Origin of the sequence: Paenibacillus selenitireducens, assembly GCF_002021565.1 — a bacterium.
Taxonomy (GTDB): domain Bacteria; phylum Bacillota; class Bacilli; order Paenibacillales; family Paenibacillaceae; genus Paenibacillus_K; species Paenibacillus_K selenitireducens.
In genome coordinates this window covers 383,660-399,107 of record NZ_MSZX01000004.1, presented here as the reverse complement: position 1 = coordinate 399,107, position 15,448 = coordinate 383,660, and the positions used below count along the sequence as shown (strand labels likewise).

Sequence of the window (15,448 nt, the reverse complement as noted above, 5' to 3'; positions counted from 1 at the left end):
TAGATAATTATCGAAATCGAGAAGGATAAAAAGAGGTAACGTAACCGGCAGGAGCACGAATCGTATCTTTAAATCCTCTTTCGTTAGGTTCAGGAGGGGCCGCATGTCCTGTAAACTTTAGTTTCCCTGTAGCTTGGAAATGAGCAACGTCAAAAGGCTGACGCTCAAGAATTTGCATGTCAACGATATGTAAATGAATGGGGTGGTCATCAACTGTCCGGTTAATTTAAAATTCCTCTTCTCGAAGTATCGGCACAAAAATATCCGCGTTATTAAAGTGTTGTTCTTCCCCAAATCTGAATACTTCAAGTGCAAGCGATCTTGGATTATTATCCAAACTTTTTTCTGCTAAGAAAGATTTAATTAACGCATACGGGTCTTCATTTATTGATCTTACCTTGGCATAACGTTGACTTGGCACACTGAATCCGATCATGCCTTTCGGAACATCCTCAATTCTTGTTACTTCCATACAGTAGATATATGTGAAAAGTACATCGTTCGCAAAATGAGGACATACATATTCGTGCTGATTCAAAACCCCTTTAATCTCGCTCTTTCTAGCAAGAAATACTTGATTTGCTTCTTTAATGCTTTCCGGATCAAACCTTTGAAAAACATTAGTCACGGGAACTCCGACAAAATGCCTCTCCTCAAGAGTAACGATCTCGATTTGATTATTCTGCATGAACCTCACTCCTCGCAATATGAGTTGGAAAAAATATTCTACTTTGATTATTCGCGGAATCAATCAAGTATCCTGCCCGTTGTGGACTCTATACAATAAACCTAAGCCTTAAAGGGAAATTATCCAAGGCTTAGGCTTATTTCTTTGCTATATATAGGTATTTTTTTAATATGAACTAAATACTTGCCAAACTTCCGGTGGCTCATGGCCTATAAACCAAGCTGCTGTACCCTTTAATTTATATTTGTTAACAAGGTCTAACCGTTGTTTTAGAGATTTATCATCTTCAACCCAAATTTGATGTTTCTCATCATTTTCAGTGTACTCTATATAATTTTGTTTTGTGTTTGGATCCCATTTCTTTTGTAACCCCTTCTCAGCAATGATTTCCTCAACCTCAATCAAAGTTAAATCGTTGCTGGAAGTCTTCTTCGTCTTGAGATCGGTAACCCAGTCTCTTGTATAGAAGGGAATACCAAGAATGGTTTTGCGAGCAGGAACTTCTTGTAATAACAATTGGATCCCTTTCTCTACCCAGGGTAACGAAGAGACTGAACCGATGTTCCCGCCACCTCCTAAATCCTCATCATATCCCATCATAATGATGTAGTCCGCCACTTTGCCCAGACCACGTCGGTCAAAACTGCCAGACCAAAAGGGATCCGGGTTCGCTCGACTTACATCGACGGAAACTAGGATACCATGGGGGTGAAGCGTTTCTTGAAGTTGGCGAATAAAGGCAACATAATCTTGCTTATTAATGATGTCAATATTTTCAAAATCAACATTAATGCCGTCAATATCATTTTTAACTAAAATATCGCGGAGGAGATGGATCAATTTTTCGCTTTTCTTTTTGTTACTAAGAATAAAATTGGTTAATTCTGAATCAAATCGATTACCAAACAATGGCCATACTTGTTTACCCGAATCATGTGCCCAACTTATATAGCGCGTATCAACCTCTGACTGAAGTAATTGTTCTGCATTCAATCTGAACCAGCTAGGTGAAACCACGTTCAGGCTGGGGGAAACACTATTCTGCTCGATATATTTCTCCGTGGTACCAAAGGCATTCCACCCCATAACAATTCGATTAGCGTTTTTTGAGACCTTTTTCTGTTCGCAAGTTTCTGCTGGTGGAGGTGGTTTTGAAGTGCTGCACGAACTAAGCAGAACGACAATGAAGATCAGGAGCAGCTTAGAATACCGCAATTTTCAACGATCCTTTCTGTGAATGTTTTTCATCTGCAGTGACAACAGCTGGTTTCACAAATAAATATCGAAGTATAGGGAGCAAAGCGCTGCTTCCGGTAATTCTAACCTCTCTTGTACTATAGCAACGATTCCACGCCGTCAATAAATATTTCAGTACCTGAAATATGACTGGAATCTTGCGATGCAAGAAATAAGACCAAATCCGCTACCTGCTCGGGCTGCCCTGGTCCATGCTCAAGCGGCTGGCTGCCTTCGGGATAGTTAACCGGTATCTTAATTTTCTCAACTTGGGGTGTCTTTTTCGTGTTTTCTCCAATGTTGGTCTGAATGGCACCCGGACAGATGACGTTAACACGAATTTTATATCGAGCCAATTCTAAAGCGGCCATTTTGGCAAATGCCATTTGACCTGCTTTGGAAGTACTGTAAGCGGACATACCGAACCCAGAAAAAGTGCGGTTGCCATTGATAGAGCTGGTAATAATAATGCTTCCTCCGTTATGTTTCATATGCGGGATCGTATATTTCACGGTTAGAAACGTACCCTTTAAATTCGTGGTCAGCGTATGGTCCCACGCTTCTGCTGTCAAATCTTCAATAGGAGAGAGGATACCGTTGATCCCCGCATTCGCAAATACAATGTCCACTTGTCCAAAGCGATCAACGGCAGATTGAATCGCGTGCTGTACCCGCTCTGGGTCCGATACATCCGTATCTACGAACAACGACTCGCCGCCTAATTGATTAATTTCCTGCTCCAAAGACTCACTGCGGTTGTTATTTAAATCGATGAGGCATACTTTGGCCCCGTTCCGAGCCAAAAGTAATGCGGCAGCTCGCCCAATACCCGATCCGGCCCCCGTAATGATTGCGACTTTATCTTTTACTTGACGCTTGCTAGAAAAGTCCTGCAGTTTATTTTCGTGAATATTCATCCTATGTAATCCTCCAGGTACTTAATTTCCCGAATTAGTGTTCCATGGAAAAGTTGATTTAATCCGCGGTCACCTTTAGATAAATATTCAAATAATCGTACAGCTAGGGCCTGGTGAGTTATTCATGTTAGGAGTAATTTCTCGTCTGAATATACCTTAATTACTTTAAAGTGCTTATGTCACTTTAAAGTGCGTACTTCCCAAGTATGGTTAGTTCATACAAAATAATATTGTACAAAAAATAGTACAGAAGGAGACGAAACACTATGAATATTGAATCTACAACAACACGCAAAGTCGCCTTGGTCGTAGGCGCAAATGGTGTTATCGGTCGCAACCTCATCGATCACCTCATCACGCTCCCAGATTGGGACGTGATCGGCGTATCGCGTCGCGGCGGAGAATCTAGCAACCATGTTCGATATGTGGCTGCGGATCTACTCAATATAGACGAGCTTCACGAGAAGTTAAGCGATTTAACTGAGGTAACACACATTTTTTATGCTGCTTACCAAGATCGTCCAACTTGGGCCGAACTTGTTCCACCCAATCTCGCCATGTTAGTGAACATCGTAGAAGTGATCGAACCAATCGCGTCGGGCTTGAAACATGTCAGTCTGATGCAGGGATACAAGGTATACGGCGCACATCTCGGTCCGTTCAAAACTCCTGCTCGTGAGACAGACGCTAACCACATGCCTCCCGAGTTCAATATTGATCAGCAAGACTTCTTAGAGCAACGGCAAAAAGGTAAGGCTTGGACTTGGTCAGCACTCCGTCCTTCTGTAGTCTGCGGCTTCTCGCTTGGAAATCCGATGAACCTCGCAATGGTCATCGCGATTTACGCCTCAATTTCGAAGGAACTTGGAATACCTTTGCGTTTTCCAGGTAAGCCGGGAGCTTACAACAGCCTCTTGGAGATGACAGACGCGGGGCTCCTCGCAAAGGCAACAGTATGGGCGGCGACCGACGAGCGCTGTGCGAATCAGGCATTCAACATTACGAACGGCGATCTGTTCCGCTGGAATGAGTTATGGCCGAAGATCGCTCAATACTTTGGCATGGAAACAGCGCCTCCGCTGCAGATGTCACTGGACGTTGTCATGGCGGACAAGGAGCAGCTTTGGAACAAAATGGTTGAGAAACATGGGCTTGCTCGGAATTCCTATAAAGATGTATCCTCTTGGCCATTCGGCGATTTCGTGTTTGCATGGGATTACGACTTTTTTGCCGACGGAACGAAGGCTCGTCGCTTAGGCTTTCACGAATTCATCGATACCGAAGCCATGTTTATGAACATCTTCGACGACTTCCGCAAGCGTAAAGTCATCCCGTAAACTACCGTAAGAAATAAGAAAGCCGACCTTGTATATTGGGTCGGTTTCTTAACTGTTATTTACGTCTGTAAGCATTGGATTAACCAGAACGGCAGCTTTTCCCTCGTATTTTCTCTCTATATGCGAATCCCCCCAACGGCACATCAGATGTAGGATTTCCTTTAGACTCCAGCCGTAGTCTGTCAACTCATACTCAACTTTCGGTGGTACCTGATTGTAAGAAATACGTAAGATGACGCCTTCTTCTTCAAGCTCCCGAAGGTGCTGTGTTAACATCTTTTGAGTAATTGCGGGAATCAAGCTTCTAAATTCACTATTACGTTTCTTACCAAATGTTAGATGAAAGAGAATAACGGGTTTCCATTTCCCTCCAATCACCTCCAAAGTTGCTTCTACTGCAGTGTTGTATATCTTTTCGGTCTTTTTCACACAACTTGCCCCCCTGATGAATTAGAGCCATTTAATGGCCGTATTAATCATTATAACTACAACCAAAATATTACGCTATCCTGCCCTTTCGTATTATGAGATCAGCCTTTATGGATAGAATATAAAACAAAAACAGATCTTCGCTTGGATTCCCTCCAAGAAGATCTGTTCTCCTTACAATCGAAATCGATATCCTGCGCCCCATAACGTCTCAATGTATTGGGCTTTGGATGCATCGATCTCAATTTTCTCTCTTAGTTTCCGGATATGGACAGTTACTGTCTGTGAATCACCTAACGCATCCATTCCCCATACTTTCTCGAACAATTGATCCTTGCTGAATACACGGTTGGGATTCAATGCTAGAAAATATAATAAATCGAACTCCTTCGCCGTAAGTATCACCTCTTGATCATGTACAAAAACTCTTCGTGCTCCATAATCGATCAAGAGGCCGTGAATGCGGATCTCTTCTTTGTTTTCCTTGCTGCCAATCAGTCGCTCATACCTAGCTAAATGGGCTTTCACCCTTGCAACCAATTCACCCGGTTTGAATGGCTTGGTAATATAGTCATCTGCTCCCAGACCTAAACCCCGAATCACGTCGATATCTTCTTTCTTTGCAGTAACCATTAGAATGGGTACATTATGCTTCTCACGAATTTGTCTACAGACATCAAAACCATTAATTCGGGGAAGCATCAAATCCAAAATAATTAAATCGTACTCCCCGCTCATCCCTAGCTTTAACCCCGACTCGCCATCTGTCGCGATATCTACTTTAAAACCATGAACCTCTAAATAATCTCTTTCCAGCTCCGCAATGATTTTCTCGTCTTCTACAATTAGAATTTGCTTCATTGTTGGTCACCAACTTTATGATTTCTCCGTGGTAAGGTCATTGTAATACATGTACTCTCACCAACCGTACTATCTGCTTGGATCGTGCCTTCATGACCATCCATAATTTGTTTGGTAATCGCGAGGCCGAGCCCGCTTCCCCCCGTGTGACTGTTTCGAGATAGATCTGCGCGATAAAACCGTTCGAATACATACGGCAGTGCGTCTGGTTCTATTCCCTGGCCATTATCTGTCATCTGAATAACAACGTCATCTGTTGTCATAAAAGCCCGTAGATGAATCGTCTTCTCTGTTTTGTCCATATATTTTAATCCATTATCCATAATATTCGCGAATACCCGCTTAAGTTTGTCTCGATCGATCAACACATAAGTCTCCGGTTCTAATGTAATATTCGATGAATAATGGACACCTTGTTTGCCGAGATCAAATGCAAGTTCTTCCGATAAATCCAATAAAAATGCGTGAAAATCAACGATTTCAAATTGAAATGGCAGTCGGTTCAAATCCAGTTTGGAATATAAGAATAGCTCATCGATCAAGTGGTCCATCTCTTCTGCTTTGGAAGAAATGATATCGATATATTTCTGTCTTTTCTCCGGCGTGTCTGCAATGCCGTCTCCCAGACCATCAACATACCCTCTGATCGCAGTTAATGGAGTTCTAAGATCATGAGAAATGTTCGAGATGAGTTCTTTCCGATTCTCTTCATATTGAATTTGAGTATGAATCGAATGCTGAAGCTGATTTCGCATTTGTTCAAAAGCGACACTGAGCTCCCCAATTTCATCCCTACTCGTCGGTACAACTTGAAATTCTAAATCGCCTGCTTCAATACGTTTCATAGCATTTTTCAGCCTCTGAAGGGGTCGAATGATACTTCTAGATACGAAATACGTCAAAATGGTGTTCGTCAGAATCAAAATAATAATACTAGTGATAAAAAGAATCGGAAAAAATTTCTGTGCGAAATTCACCAAGGGATTCACGGTTGTCACAACAATGACACTACCGGGTGTTTGGTCAGCGAATCTAAAGTCAAAGTGTCCGAACGAAATGAGCTGCTTCCCAATGTGTACTGCCTCATCTCTCTCCACATGTCCTGAATCTTCGAATGCTGGTAAATGATCCAGAATTTCAGTCTGTTGTATGGAAGGTGATGTAAATATGATGCGATGATCTTTACGTACAATCAAATTGGACTTATTCCTTAACAGCTCTTGATCCAGATCTGACAAGTAACTTGAATCGGACAGAATGGAAGGATTCTTCTCAACGGATCGTTTCATCTCCTTCAATATGCCTTCGACATGTTGATCTTCGAACATGCGATGGGCACCAACGCCATATTGTTCACGGATGGTCTGAAGATCACCACGAAATACGACAATCAAGAGTAGTGCAGTGAAGAACGTGATCACCAGCGGAATAACTAACATAGCAGCATAGGAGAGCAGTAACTTAATACGAATCGACATCGGTAAATTCCCCGTTTACACTTCTTTTCGATCAAATATATAGTAACCTAGTGTAAAAAACAACACACAGCTGGATAACAAGTAAAGTGAAGTGGACCATAATTTACCTACCGCAACGGTATGGCTAATCCATAGCATATGCCAGTCGGTATAGGAAGCTGGTGAGAACGTAGACATGGCACTCAGTAGAAATGGTGAAATTTTCAATGCCACATAAAGTACAATGGCAGATACCATAAACCCACTCACACTTTTGAAAAATTGAGATACAAAAACAAAGACAGCAGATAGCGCGACCATCGCCACGAAAGCAGCAACATAGGCCTTGAATACACCCATTCCCTCTGCGAAACTAAGGGCTGTACCTGCAAATACATTACAAATCAACGTAACCACGCCTAATAATACAAGTAACGCACCTATCCCCACAGCGAGTGCTGCAACCTTCGCACAGAACACTTGAAATCTCGTATTGGGCCGTAAAAAAGCAAGCTTCAAGGTTCGTGTAGCCACTTCACTCGGGAAAAGATCTGCCGTCATGGTTAAGATGAAGAGGGGAATCCATACCACCGTATAAATACTTAACATCTGAATCGGAAAGGATTGGCTAACCGCTACAAGTCCCAATATCGGCTGTAATGCGTGAAGTGATACGGCTAGCAGAATCGGAAGAATGACCGAGAAGGTGAAGAATGCTATCATTTTCTTGCGATATAAGAGCAACCATAGCTCATTGATAAACCCAGCTCTCCATTTATGCACTTTCCTTCCCCCCTTTCCTGCATTCTAATTCGTGAATATAGAATTGTTCCAGCGATTGCCCACTCGCAAGCAAATCAGATACATACCCCTCTTGAATCAATTGCCCATCGACAATAATCCCCACGCGATTACATAGTTGCTCCAGTTCGTGGATCATATGACTAGAGATGAGGAATGTGGTTCCATGCTCCTCAGACAACTGTTTAATAAGCCGACGAAACATGACCGTACCTTCAATGTCCAGACCGTTCGTAGGTTCATCCAAAATAACAAACTTCGGATTCGGCAAAATAGCCGCAGCAAGCGCTAATTTCTGCTTCATGCCGGTCGAATAATTCTTGATTTTATCTTTGCGAACTTGGATCAAGCCTACAACCTCTAATACCTCCGTAATTCGTTGATCCGTAATATTCGGATAGAATCGACCCACTAACTTCAAATATTGCCATGCCGTTATAAAATCATGAAAATCTGCTGATTCAATCATACAGCCGACATGCTGCATGCCCTCTTCAAATTGATCGATTAGGTCTCCAGTAAAGAGTGTAATCTTCCCTTGATCCGCACGGATCAAACCTGTAATGAGCTTCAAAAATGTTGTCTTGCCTGCCCCATTCGGCCCAAGTAATCCATACACATCACCGGCATGCAGCTGCAGACTGATTTCTCGAATCCCTCTGTTATTACGGTATACTTTCGTAAGTTGATGCGTTTCTAGTATCGGATCCATTTGGATGATTCCTCCTTCATATGGTGTTGCAGCAGATAGACGCTGAGTAGAGCCTATCTGCTGCTGTTCCATCATCGTTACTTAATTATTCATTGTCACCATGAAATTTACCATGTTGATGATTATCCATTTGCTGAACTTTTTTACCAGAAAGATCTATCGTATCCGGTGTTGTTGTGTTATAACCCGAAAGATTCGCCTGCAGGTGTACAGTCACTTGATGCGCTGTGCCGCTAGCATCTTTACCGGAAATCGTGATGTCAGCTTCTTGATGCTCAATATAATTAGCAGCGTTAATATTAGCTTTGAAGGAAACCTTCTCAATCTTAATATCTTGCGTCAATTGAGGTGTCGAAGCTTGAAGTACATCGTGATTAAATGGAAGTTCATTCGCATTGTTATCTTTCTTCTCCCCATCTTGCTCATGATTGGAAGCATGTTTAATCACAATCGGTGCGATTGCGTTCACGACAGTTGGAAGTTGTGAATTATCGAGTTGAGCTGAAACCTCCTTGGAACCATCTGTCTTCGCATCTACAGCGACATAATCCTTCAAGTTCCCTACTAGCGCATCAATAACCGTCTCAACTTGTTGTGAGATTTGCGGATCTAGCGTTTCTTTTGCATCGTTCTTGTTCTTTTCTTTGTCACGTTCTTGTTCGACATAATACGTATCATTTGTACTAGATTTAAGTACGGTTTGATCTTTCAGCTTATAGAAGTTAACAGATTGTGTTGCACCATTCGCTTTCACATCCGCACTACCGCTCGCGGTCTGTGTGTTTAGACTGACCTTGAAGTTACCTGCCGCGCTAGCAAGAACATTGCCATTATCCTGCAAAGAAGCGGATGCTTGCACAGCTACATTCTGAATCGTTCTTGTGTTCTTCAGTGCAGATTTATACGCGTCATACCCGGATGTACTCGCAAATGCACTTACTCCTGTTGTAATCATCATCACGCTACTAATACCTAGTGCGCCGCCTAGCATTAACCATTTCTTCTTCATGTTCTACCTCCTGAAAGTAAGATATTTGACTTACAAGATCAATCATAGGCAATAAAACTGAAAACCTTGTGAAGCATTTATTAAATTCTTATTAAATCAACAAAAGTCATAATTGATTTTTGACTATAAAAAAAGGAACACTGTAAATTAATGCTACAGTGTTCCTTGGATTTAGAGGATTAACCTTGTCTTTGCTTGTGTTTGGTATTCTCGCAGATGACCATGACGGTTCTATTTCTTCTAATGGTTTTACATTTTTCACAAATAGGTTTTACAGATGGTCTAACTTTCATTAGAAACTCCTCCTTGCCAGATTACTTTTAATCTGCAATCTGCCCTTTGTCAGTATAGAAATGAGTATATGTATATAGTATATTAATCTATATTGACAAATCAATTGATAATCACTGGAAATGAAGATTATTATCCTTATTCAACTAAGCTGCCGTTAGCATACTTATTACACTTGACCTTCCCGATAGGAACCCCATCAAATCGACCACCATGCGGTTCGAGCGCTTTATCCATTTGAGGATCCTTACTTCACAGCTACTTCAAAGGTCTCAATTGTTGTGAAAATCCGTGTATAAACATCCTCAATATTACGTTCATTTGCTTTATCGTTGTATAACCCATAACCCCAATGTCGATATTCCTTCCCCGATTGAAAGTAACCTGTAGCATAATTATCCGATGTAAGATCAGGAACATCTTCGTAAGACATTTCTTCGTTTATAAAAGGGAGATATGATTTCTTAGACTCTATAAAGAAAAAAGGGATACCTGCATTTTTATATATTTTAGCGTATTGTTGTCTTGCAGCTTCAGATAGATGTTCTTTCATAATGAAAATGGCGTCAAAGTCAGCAGAAAGATTTGGAACCTCTAATTGGTTAAAAGTAATTTTTTTGAAGTTCACAGTTTTTTCTCTTATATTCGGAGCATCTCCTATAACGCCAATAATTAAGCTTTTACCTTCGTATCTAGGTGTATTGATTGTATCAGCGTTACAACCCGCTAAAATAAAACAAATAAAAAGAAGGATCATTGAGATTTTATTCATTATTGGAGACTCCTTATGCAAATTATCTTCTCAGCAACAAGTAAAGCTTGCGTTCAAGGAGACACACAGCGGATTGCCTCTCATTGGAAGCTTCATCCTTTAGGTTTCAGAGCATAACGTTAACTATTTCCCATATATTTACACATCTGCATTAAACCAACCTGCACGTTACTTCACCAAAAGAAAAAGGAGCTGCCTCATCGCAAACTCCTACATTATCGTCTCTCATTAGCGTATCAAATTCAGGATTAGAACAAATTGATCCAGCTTCGCAAATACTTATTGTCTTAAGAACTCAAGAACTTGGACAGAATCATCTCCACCTGCTTCAGCATGATTTATCAGTGGGATACCGTGAGGGCCAAGTGAATGTTTCAGATTAGGATTATCATTCAGTATAGCTCTGACAATGTCGATCTTCCCTAACATAGCAGCTGCAAAAAGATCAAGGCGAGCCCCTTTACTTAAAAGAAAACTCGCTATATCTTTTCTACCCATATGAGCGGCAGCACCTAAAGCAGTCTCCCAATCACCATTTCCCCAATCCCACGATGCATTTACAAGACCTGGTTCTTGATCGAGTAGTTGCATAATTCGGTCTAAGTCACCATGGGCATTGCCTACGAACTCTTGAACAAGTTCGGGACGAATAGATTGTTTGTTTTCCATTAATAATCTCCTCTAATTTAATTTATTTTAAGAGTTCGGCTGACTCATGATGCCCTTTTAATATGGCTACTGTATATGCTGTTTCCCCATCATCGTTTAAAGAGGTTTTATCAGCATCATTTTCTAATAGAAGCTTAATGATCGATTCTCTACCAAAATACCCAGCAACATGAAGTGGAGTATACCCTGAACGCCACTTCCCTTCACATTTAGCATTAATATCTGCTCCATTAGCAATTAAAGTTCTTACAACATGCTCGTGATTCCCCGCGATCGCCGCGTGTATCGCCATGTTGTTTAAGTTCTCATCTTTGCTTCTTGCGTTTACATCTGCACCATGATCCAGTAAAAATTTTACGGTTTCCTCGTTACCAAAATGAGACGCTAACCCTAGAGGTGTAAAGCCATCATTACTATAGTTATGTAAAAATTCTGGTGATTTTTTTAGCAACTTCTTCAGTTGGGTTATGTTTCCGATGGCTGATGCTTCAAAAACATTTAGTTCAGCACCGTTACTAACAAGCAACTCTTTAATCTCATTTGTTCGATAATAGGCGGACATAAGAACCGCTGTTTCTCCCTTGTCATTACTTGCGTTTACAAGCATCGAATCTTTATTTATAAGTTCAGCAACTTTTTCAAGATTGTTTATTTTTACAGCCTCAATCATTTCACTTTTTAGTTGATGAACATTATCTGCAAGACGCTGGGCCTTAACTAGCAGATCTTCTGATGATTTAATACCAGCATTAATAAAATGGGAAACTGCACGAGAGCGATTTGTTTCTAATCCCGATTCAATTAACAAATCAACAGCACGTAACGATAATTCATCTAAGCGGATGGATATTACTACACTCTGCTTTTTATTTTGCATAAAGGACTCCATTTGTATTTTTAATTACAAAATTACAATATCATAATTCCATTTTTTGTTCAACTAGCCTGTCCTCAATACAACTAGATTCACATTTCTTCAATAAACTCCCACATCATCGTTACCCACTAGTTTCAGCGGGGTTCACTACCTGCGACTTTACATCCATAGGACAACTTTGCCAGTTGTAACCACTCATTTAATCCATACCATTACGAATAGTTGTTCACTAGCGATTTTCCGATTTTAAATAAAATAGGAATTATCCCTAATAACACTCCGCCTAAGATTAGAGTTGATAATAATAACCCTATCCATGTGATTTCATCGCGTTGAAAAAATTGATAAAGAACTAGACTATTAATAGGTATGTTTAATAAAATCCCCGTTACAAGGCCTGGTGCATATCTTTTTAAAATGATCGTTGCAAGCAAATGCGGGAAGATCGCATTCATAATCATAGAGCCTAGAAAACCAACAAGAATATATTTAGTTATCATGGAATTGGGAAAAAACAGATAAAAAGAAGCGGATAAGTACGCCAAAGATGTAATAATAATAACTGCAAAATGAAATTCGCTCTTTCCTACAGGCTTATGGTATTTTGATGCGTACTTCGACCACGCTGGCAACCATAATGCCTCTTCTACATTATGGAGTGTAATCGCGAATAAAAATAAAATAACCCATTCTTCCATCAATAAAACTCCTCTCTATCTCTTTCTTCTACTTAAAACTAAGGGCTGCCCTATGGCAGCCCCTTAACTTTTCCGATGTTCAACTAGTTCTTTCTGAGTTTGTAATAATTAAATATCTTGTTTTCGATCTCTATCCTATTTTGGAATTCGAAGTTGCATTTTTGTATGACCCTATTCGATGGAACGTTACGTACCTGTGCAATCGCGATAAGTTCCTCAACATTGGTGTTCTCAAACAAATACGTAATTAAACCCTTTGCAGCTTGAGTCATATAACCCTTCCTGCTATGTTCTTTGGAGATCCCGTAAAAAATCTCTCGATTAGGTGGTGGCAATTTATCTAAGATTCCGGTACAACACCAGCCGATGAACTTACCTGTCTCTTTAGATATCATTCCCAATCGTAAATAATGGTGTCCAATATCCCCGTTTTCGGATACAGCCTTTAAAAACTGTTTGTTTTCTGGTATTTCATAATTTATTAAAAAGTCTTCTCGTTGCTCCTTGGATACGTTCCAATCTAACAAAAACTCATAAATTTCAGGTTCCCAAGTAATACGGTGTATATCGTCCAAATCCTCAACCATATATTCACGTAAAATGATGTCTTCACACTCGATTGTAAAGATGTTTTTACCTGTATTTTGTAAATTACTCATAAATTTCCTCCTAATATATAGAAGGGATACAAAGCAGTGAAAATAGACGCAAAAATAATGCAGCAATCCACAAGGATTCGCCGCATCTCGTGAGATTTCACACTATGCTTCGCATCCTTGTAATAGTTTGAATTTTTAATGAACCATTACAAAGTTACTGGCATAGCGTTAATCCTCCTCCCAAATATATCCTGTCCCTAACAGTATCAAAATCTTGGGTTATTTACAATGAAATCCAACACACTGGCAAAAGTACTTATACCTCATGATCCAGCCATTTTTCTAATTCAGGAATCATTTCAGCATAACGTTCAATGGCGCATATCGTTGCTGTTACTTGAGCAGTCCCCAACTTCTGTTCTTCTGCGTCTGTACATTCAAGCCATAAAGACCGTTTTAAATTATATTCCAGCCAGCCTAATTTGCCTAAAAAGCCATGTACGAGGACCGTACTCCAATTGGATTTTAATATTCCGTATCTTTTTTTATACCCACCTATAAAAGATAAAAATCTTTGTTTCTCCAGGTTTCCCCCATCATCTTCAGACCAGTAAACAGCAGTTTCGGTCAATTCTTGCATCGGATTTATATATCCCGCAGCTTCCCAATCAATAATAATTGGGTTGTCTTGGTTCCACATCACATTTTTAGGATCTAAATCCCTATGACTAATAACCCTATCTGAAGTAAGCAATTTTGCCGATTTATTGGCCTGAGCGTTCCACTCATAAAGGTTATCTAGTATTGCAAGCAGTTGGTTAACCCACTCTCGGTTACTTTCTTCTCCTTTATGTAAATAATGATTCCAATCGATGATCTGTGCAGGGCCTGAGCCCTCATTGATCATGCATGTTTCTGAAAAATCCGTCCGATGTAGATCTGCGAGAATAGCCCCTATTTTTTCACAGTGAATGTTATAGATTTCATTAGGTTTGAGGCTATTACCTTCTACCCAATCGAATACAAGATAGAATTGATGATCTATTTTTTGTATGAAAGCATCATTACATTTCTGAGCTGGAAGAGCAGGGATATGTTTGGCTGCAATATTGGAGATTTGTTCTGATTTGATATAGTTCTCCATTGCGGTTGGTCTACGCATGATTTGAGGGTTTAATGCTTTGATAGCATATTTCCCCTTCGTGGTTTGAATGGCATACATTCGATGTAAAAGCCCACCAGACATCACTTCCGGCGTACCTACGATTTCACCAAGCCGCATCACATGACATAATTTTTCGAATTGTACATTGTACTGTAAATTATTCATTTTGGGCATTCCCCTTTAGGTGAATATGGGTAACTTTAGTCGTTGGTTATATTCCGAATCGCCCTTTAATCCAATGAACTGCGTCTAACAAATTATTTGCTACATAATCCGGCTCCGTGTGAGCCCATGAAGCTCTAAATTGACCTAAGGATCCTTCACCCCAACCCGTTTTGACAAGGATTTTCGTGGCCCCGACAGCTGCAGCAGCTAACATATCCGTAGAACCTACATCTCCAATTACGATGCATTTCGTTAAATCTAAATCATGCTCTCTTGCTGCTTGTAGCAACATACCTGGTGCTGGTTTATGACATTTACACAGATGTTCAGGTTCGTGGGGACATATATAGGCTCCATCCAATCCATATCCGCTAAACTCCTGCATAAAATCATCTGCCTTAGCCTCATCACGGGATATTCTATGTTGGTTCGTGAATCCAAACACCTTCATCCCCATGGCTTTCAATTCATGAATCGCTTCAACCGAAAAAGGATACGGCGTAAAATCGCGTGGATGAATAAAGTGGCCATTCCCCCCAATTGTACCGTCCCGATCTATAAAGACTGCTTGAAATTTCATAAACCACACCGCCTCTTCATATTACTCAGCATACAAATTTTCTACCATGAAATGATTTCTCTACACTTCAGGTAATATCCTTTATTTGTATAGGGGGAGTTCAGTCGTAATTTCAATGACTAATTCAACATCGCGGCCTGACGTACTGATTCCCCCAATCCGGGCATAACGCCTCGAACTTCCTT

Annotated in this window: 19 protein-coding genes; 1 reads left to right on the top strand and 18 read right to left on the bottom strand. The window is 40.5% G+C overall.

Features of this window, described 5'->3' with window-relative positions; translation table 11 throughout:
- Positions 1-7 precede the first annotated feature (7 nt).
- The 4 genes from BVG16_RS12385 to BVG16_RS12370 form a co-directional block, all read right to left on the bottom strand.
- Complete coding sequence (locus BVG16_RS12385; RefSeq protein WP_269845591.1) at positions 8-226, bottom strand: multicopper oxidase domain-containing protein; 219 nt, start codon at positions 224-226, stop codon at positions 8-10.
- On the bottom strand, positions 227-688 hold the full coding sequence (locus BVG16_RS12380; protein ID WP_078498981.1) for a GyrI-like domain-containing protein: 462 nt from the start codon (positions 686-688) through the stop codon (positions 227-229).
- 165 nt (positions 689-853) lie between these two features.
- The gene (locus BVG16_RS12375; RefSeq protein ID WP_078498980.1) at positions 854-1,903 is read right to left on the bottom strand and encodes a glycosyl hydrolase family 18 protein; all 1,050 of its coding nucleotides are present in this window, start codon (positions 1,901-1,903) and stop codon (positions 854-856) included.
- Positions 1,904-2,022: 119 nt separating this feature from the next.
- Positions 2,023-2,841 (bottom strand): SDR family oxidoreductase, encoded by an 819-nt coding sequence (locus BVG16_RS12370; RefSeq protein WP_078498979.1) that lies wholly within the window; start codon positions 2,839-2,841, stop codon positions 2,023-2,025.
- A gap of 266 nt (positions 2,842-3,107) precedes the next feature.
- Here BVG16_RS12370 and BVG16_RS12365 point away from each other — a divergent pair, with 266 nt between their 5' ends.
- Positions 3,108-4,178, top strand: coding sequence for an SDR family oxidoreductase (locus BVG16_RS12365; protein ID WP_078498978.1), 1,071 nt, complete (start codon positions 3,108-3,110; stop codon positions 4,176-4,178).
- Between the two features lie 48 nt (positions 4,179-4,226).
- Here BVG16_RS12365 and BVG16_RS12360 read toward each other — a convergent pair whose 3' ends face one another.
- The 14 genes from BVG16_RS12360 to BVG16_RS12295 all read right to left on the bottom strand — a co-directional run bounded on the left by BVG16_RS12360 (position 4,227) and on the right by BVG16_RS12295 (position 15,263).
- Positions 4,227-4,607, bottom strand: a complete 381-nt coding sequence (locus BVG16_RS12360) for a winged helix-turn-helix transcriptional regulator (protein ID WP_078498977.1) — start codon at positions 4,605-4,607, stop codon at positions 4,227-4,229.
- A 174-nt stretch (positions 4,608-4,781) separates the two neighbouring features.
- Entirely contained in the window at positions 4,782-5,468 is a 687-nt protein-coding gene (locus tag BVG16_RS12355) for a response regulator transcription factor (protein WP_078498976.1), read from the bottom strand.
- A complete protein-coding gene (locus BVG16_RS12350) occupies positions 5,465-6,946 on the bottom strand; it encodes a sensor histidine kinase (RefSeq protein WP_078498975.1) in 1,482 nt (493 codons plus the stop codon). The genes BVG16_RS12355 and BVG16_RS12350 overlap by 4 nt, the downstream gene beginning before the upstream one ends.
- A gap of 15 nt (positions 6,947-6,961) precedes the next feature.
- Positions 6,962-7,708, bottom strand: a complete 747-nt coding sequence (locus BVG16_RS12345; protein WP_078498974.1) for an ABC transporter permease subunit — start codon at positions 7,706-7,708, stop codon at positions 6,962-6,964.
- The gene (locus BVG16_RS12340) at positions 7,701-8,438 is read right to left on the bottom strand and encodes an ABC transporter ATP-binding protein (protein WP_078498973.1); all 738 of its coding nucleotides are present in this window, start codon (positions 8,436-8,438) and stop codon (positions 7,701-7,703) included. The genes BVG16_RS12345 and BVG16_RS12340 overlap by 8 nt, the downstream gene beginning before the upstream one ends.
- A gap of 85 nt (positions 8,439-8,523) precedes the next feature.
- The gene (locus tag BVG16_RS12335; RefSeq protein ID WP_078498972.1) at positions 8,524-9,447 is read right to left on the bottom strand and encodes a hypothetical protein; all 924 of its coding nucleotides are present in this window, start codon (positions 9,445-9,447) and stop codon (positions 8,524-8,526) included.
- A 179-nt stretch (positions 9,448-9,626) separates the two neighbouring features.
- Positions 9,627-9,740 carry a 50S ribosomal protein L36 gene (gene rpmJ, locus BVG16_RS12330; protein WP_078498971.1) on the bottom strand — a complete coding sequence of 38 codons (114 nt, stop codon included), beginning with the start codon at positions 9,738-9,740 and terminating at the stop codon, positions 9,627-9,629.
- 245 nt (positions 9,741-9,985) lie between these two features.
- Positions 9,986-10,510: a hypothetical protein gene (locus BVG16_RS12325; protein ID WP_078498970.1), complete on the bottom strand. Its 525-nt coding sequence runs from the start codon at positions 10,508-10,510 to the stop codon at positions 9,986-9,988.
- A 279-nt stretch (positions 10,511-10,789) separates the two neighbouring features.
- Positions 10,790-11,179: an ankyrin repeat domain-containing protein gene (locus BVG16_RS12320; protein ID WP_078498969.1), complete on the bottom strand. Its 390-nt coding sequence runs from the start codon at positions 11,177-11,179 to the stop codon at positions 10,790-10,792.
- A gap of 22 nt (positions 11,180-11,201) precedes the next feature.
- Positions 11,202-12,056, bottom strand: a complete 855-nt coding sequence (locus tag BVG16_RS12315; protein WP_158081676.1) for an ankyrin repeat domain-containing protein — start codon at positions 12,054-12,056, stop codon at positions 11,202-11,204.
- A 212-nt stretch (positions 12,057-12,268) separates the two neighbouring features.
- Positions 12,269-12,754 (bottom strand): HXXEE domain-containing protein, encoded by a 486-nt coding sequence (locus BVG16_RS12310; RefSeq protein WP_078498967.1) that lies wholly within the window; start codon positions 12,752-12,754, stop codon positions 12,269-12,271.
- An 83-nt stretch (positions 12,755-12,837) separates the two neighbouring features.
- The gene (locus tag BVG16_RS12305) at positions 12,838-13,413 is read right to left on the bottom strand and encodes a GNAT family N-acetyltransferase (RefSeq protein ID WP_078498966.1); all 576 of its coding nucleotides are present in this window, start codon (positions 13,411-13,413) and stop codon (positions 12,838-12,840) included.
- Between the two features lie 256 nt (positions 13,414-13,669).
- Entirely contained in the window at positions 13,670-14,683 is a 1,014-nt protein-coding gene (locus BVG16_RS12300; RefSeq protein ID WP_078498965.1) for an aminoglycoside phosphotransferase family protein, read from the bottom strand.
- A gap of 46 nt (positions 14,684-14,729) precedes the next feature.
- Positions 14,730-15,263, bottom strand: a complete 534-nt coding sequence (locus BVG16_RS12295) for an HAD-IIIA family hydrolase (protein ID WP_078498964.1) — start codon at positions 15,261-15,263, stop codon at positions 14,730-14,732.
- Between the last annotated feature and the right edge of the window lie 185 nt (positions 15,264-15,448).

What these genes read in the sequence shown, in the direction of transcription:
- BVG16_RS12380 (WP_078498981.1), bottom strand. Translation starts at nt 688, where the DNA reads ATGCAGAATAATCAAATCGAGATCGTTACTCTTGAGGAGAGGCATTTT.
- BVG16_RS12370 (WP_078498979.1), bottom strand. Translation starts at nt 2,841, where the DNA reads ATGAATATTCACGAAAATAAACTGCAGGACTTTTCTAGCAAGCGTCAA.
- BVG16_RS12365 (WP_078498978.1), top strand. Translation starts at nt 3,108, where the DNA reads ATGAATATTGAATCTACAACAACACGCAAAGTCGCCTTGGTCGTAGGC.
- BVG16_RS12355 (WP_078498976.1), bottom strand. Translation starts at nt 5,468, where the DNA reads ATGAAGCAAATTCTAATTGTAGAAGACGAGAAAATCATTGCGGAGCTG.
- BVG16_RS12350 (WP_078498975.1), bottom strand. Translation starts at nt 6,946, where the DNA reads ATGTCGATTCGTATTAAGTTACTGCTCTCCTATGCTGCTATGTTAGTT.
- BVG16_RS12340 (WP_078498973.1), bottom strand. Translation starts at nt 8,438, where the DNA reads ATGGATCCGATACTAGAAACGCATCAACTTACGAAAGTATACCGTAAT.
- BVG16_RS12335 (WP_078498972.1), bottom strand. Translation starts at nt 9,447, where the DNA reads ATGAAGAAGAAATGGTTAATGCTAGGCGGCGCACTAGGTATTAGTAGC.
- rpmJ (WP_078498971.1), bottom strand. Translation starts at nt 9,740, where the DNA reads ATGAAAGTTAGACCATCTGTAAAACCTATTTGTGAAAAATGTAAAACC.
- BVG16_RS12325 (WP_078498970.1), bottom strand. Translation starts at nt 10,510, where the DNA reads ATGAATAAAATCTCAATGATCCTTCTTTTTATTTGTTTTATTTTAGCG.
- BVG16_RS12320 (WP_078498969.1), bottom strand. Translation starts at nt 11,179, where the DNA reads ATGGAAAACAAACAATCTATTCGTCCCGAACTTGTTCAAGAGTTCGTA.
- BVG16_RS12315 (WP_158081676.1), bottom strand. Translation starts at nt 12,056, where the DNA reads ATGCAAAATAAAAAGCAGAGTGTAGTAATATCCATCCGCTTAGATGAA.
- BVG16_RS12310 (WP_078498967.1), bottom strand. Translation starts at nt 12,754, where the DNA reads ATGGAAGAATGGGTTATTTTATTTTTATTCGCGATTACACTCCATAAT.
- BVG16_RS12305 (WP_078498966.1), bottom strand. Translation starts at nt 13,413, where the DNA reads ATGAGTAATTTACAAAATACAGGTAAAAACATCTTTACAATCGAGTGT.
- BVG16_RS12300 (WP_078498965.1), bottom strand. Translation starts at nt 14,683, where the DNA reads ATGAATAATTTACAGTACAATGTACAATTCGAAAAATTATGTCATGTG.
- BVG16_RS12295 (WP_078498964.1), bottom strand. Translation starts at nt 15,263, where the DNA reads ATGAAATTTCAAGCAGTCTTTATAGATCGGGACGGTACAATTGGGGGG.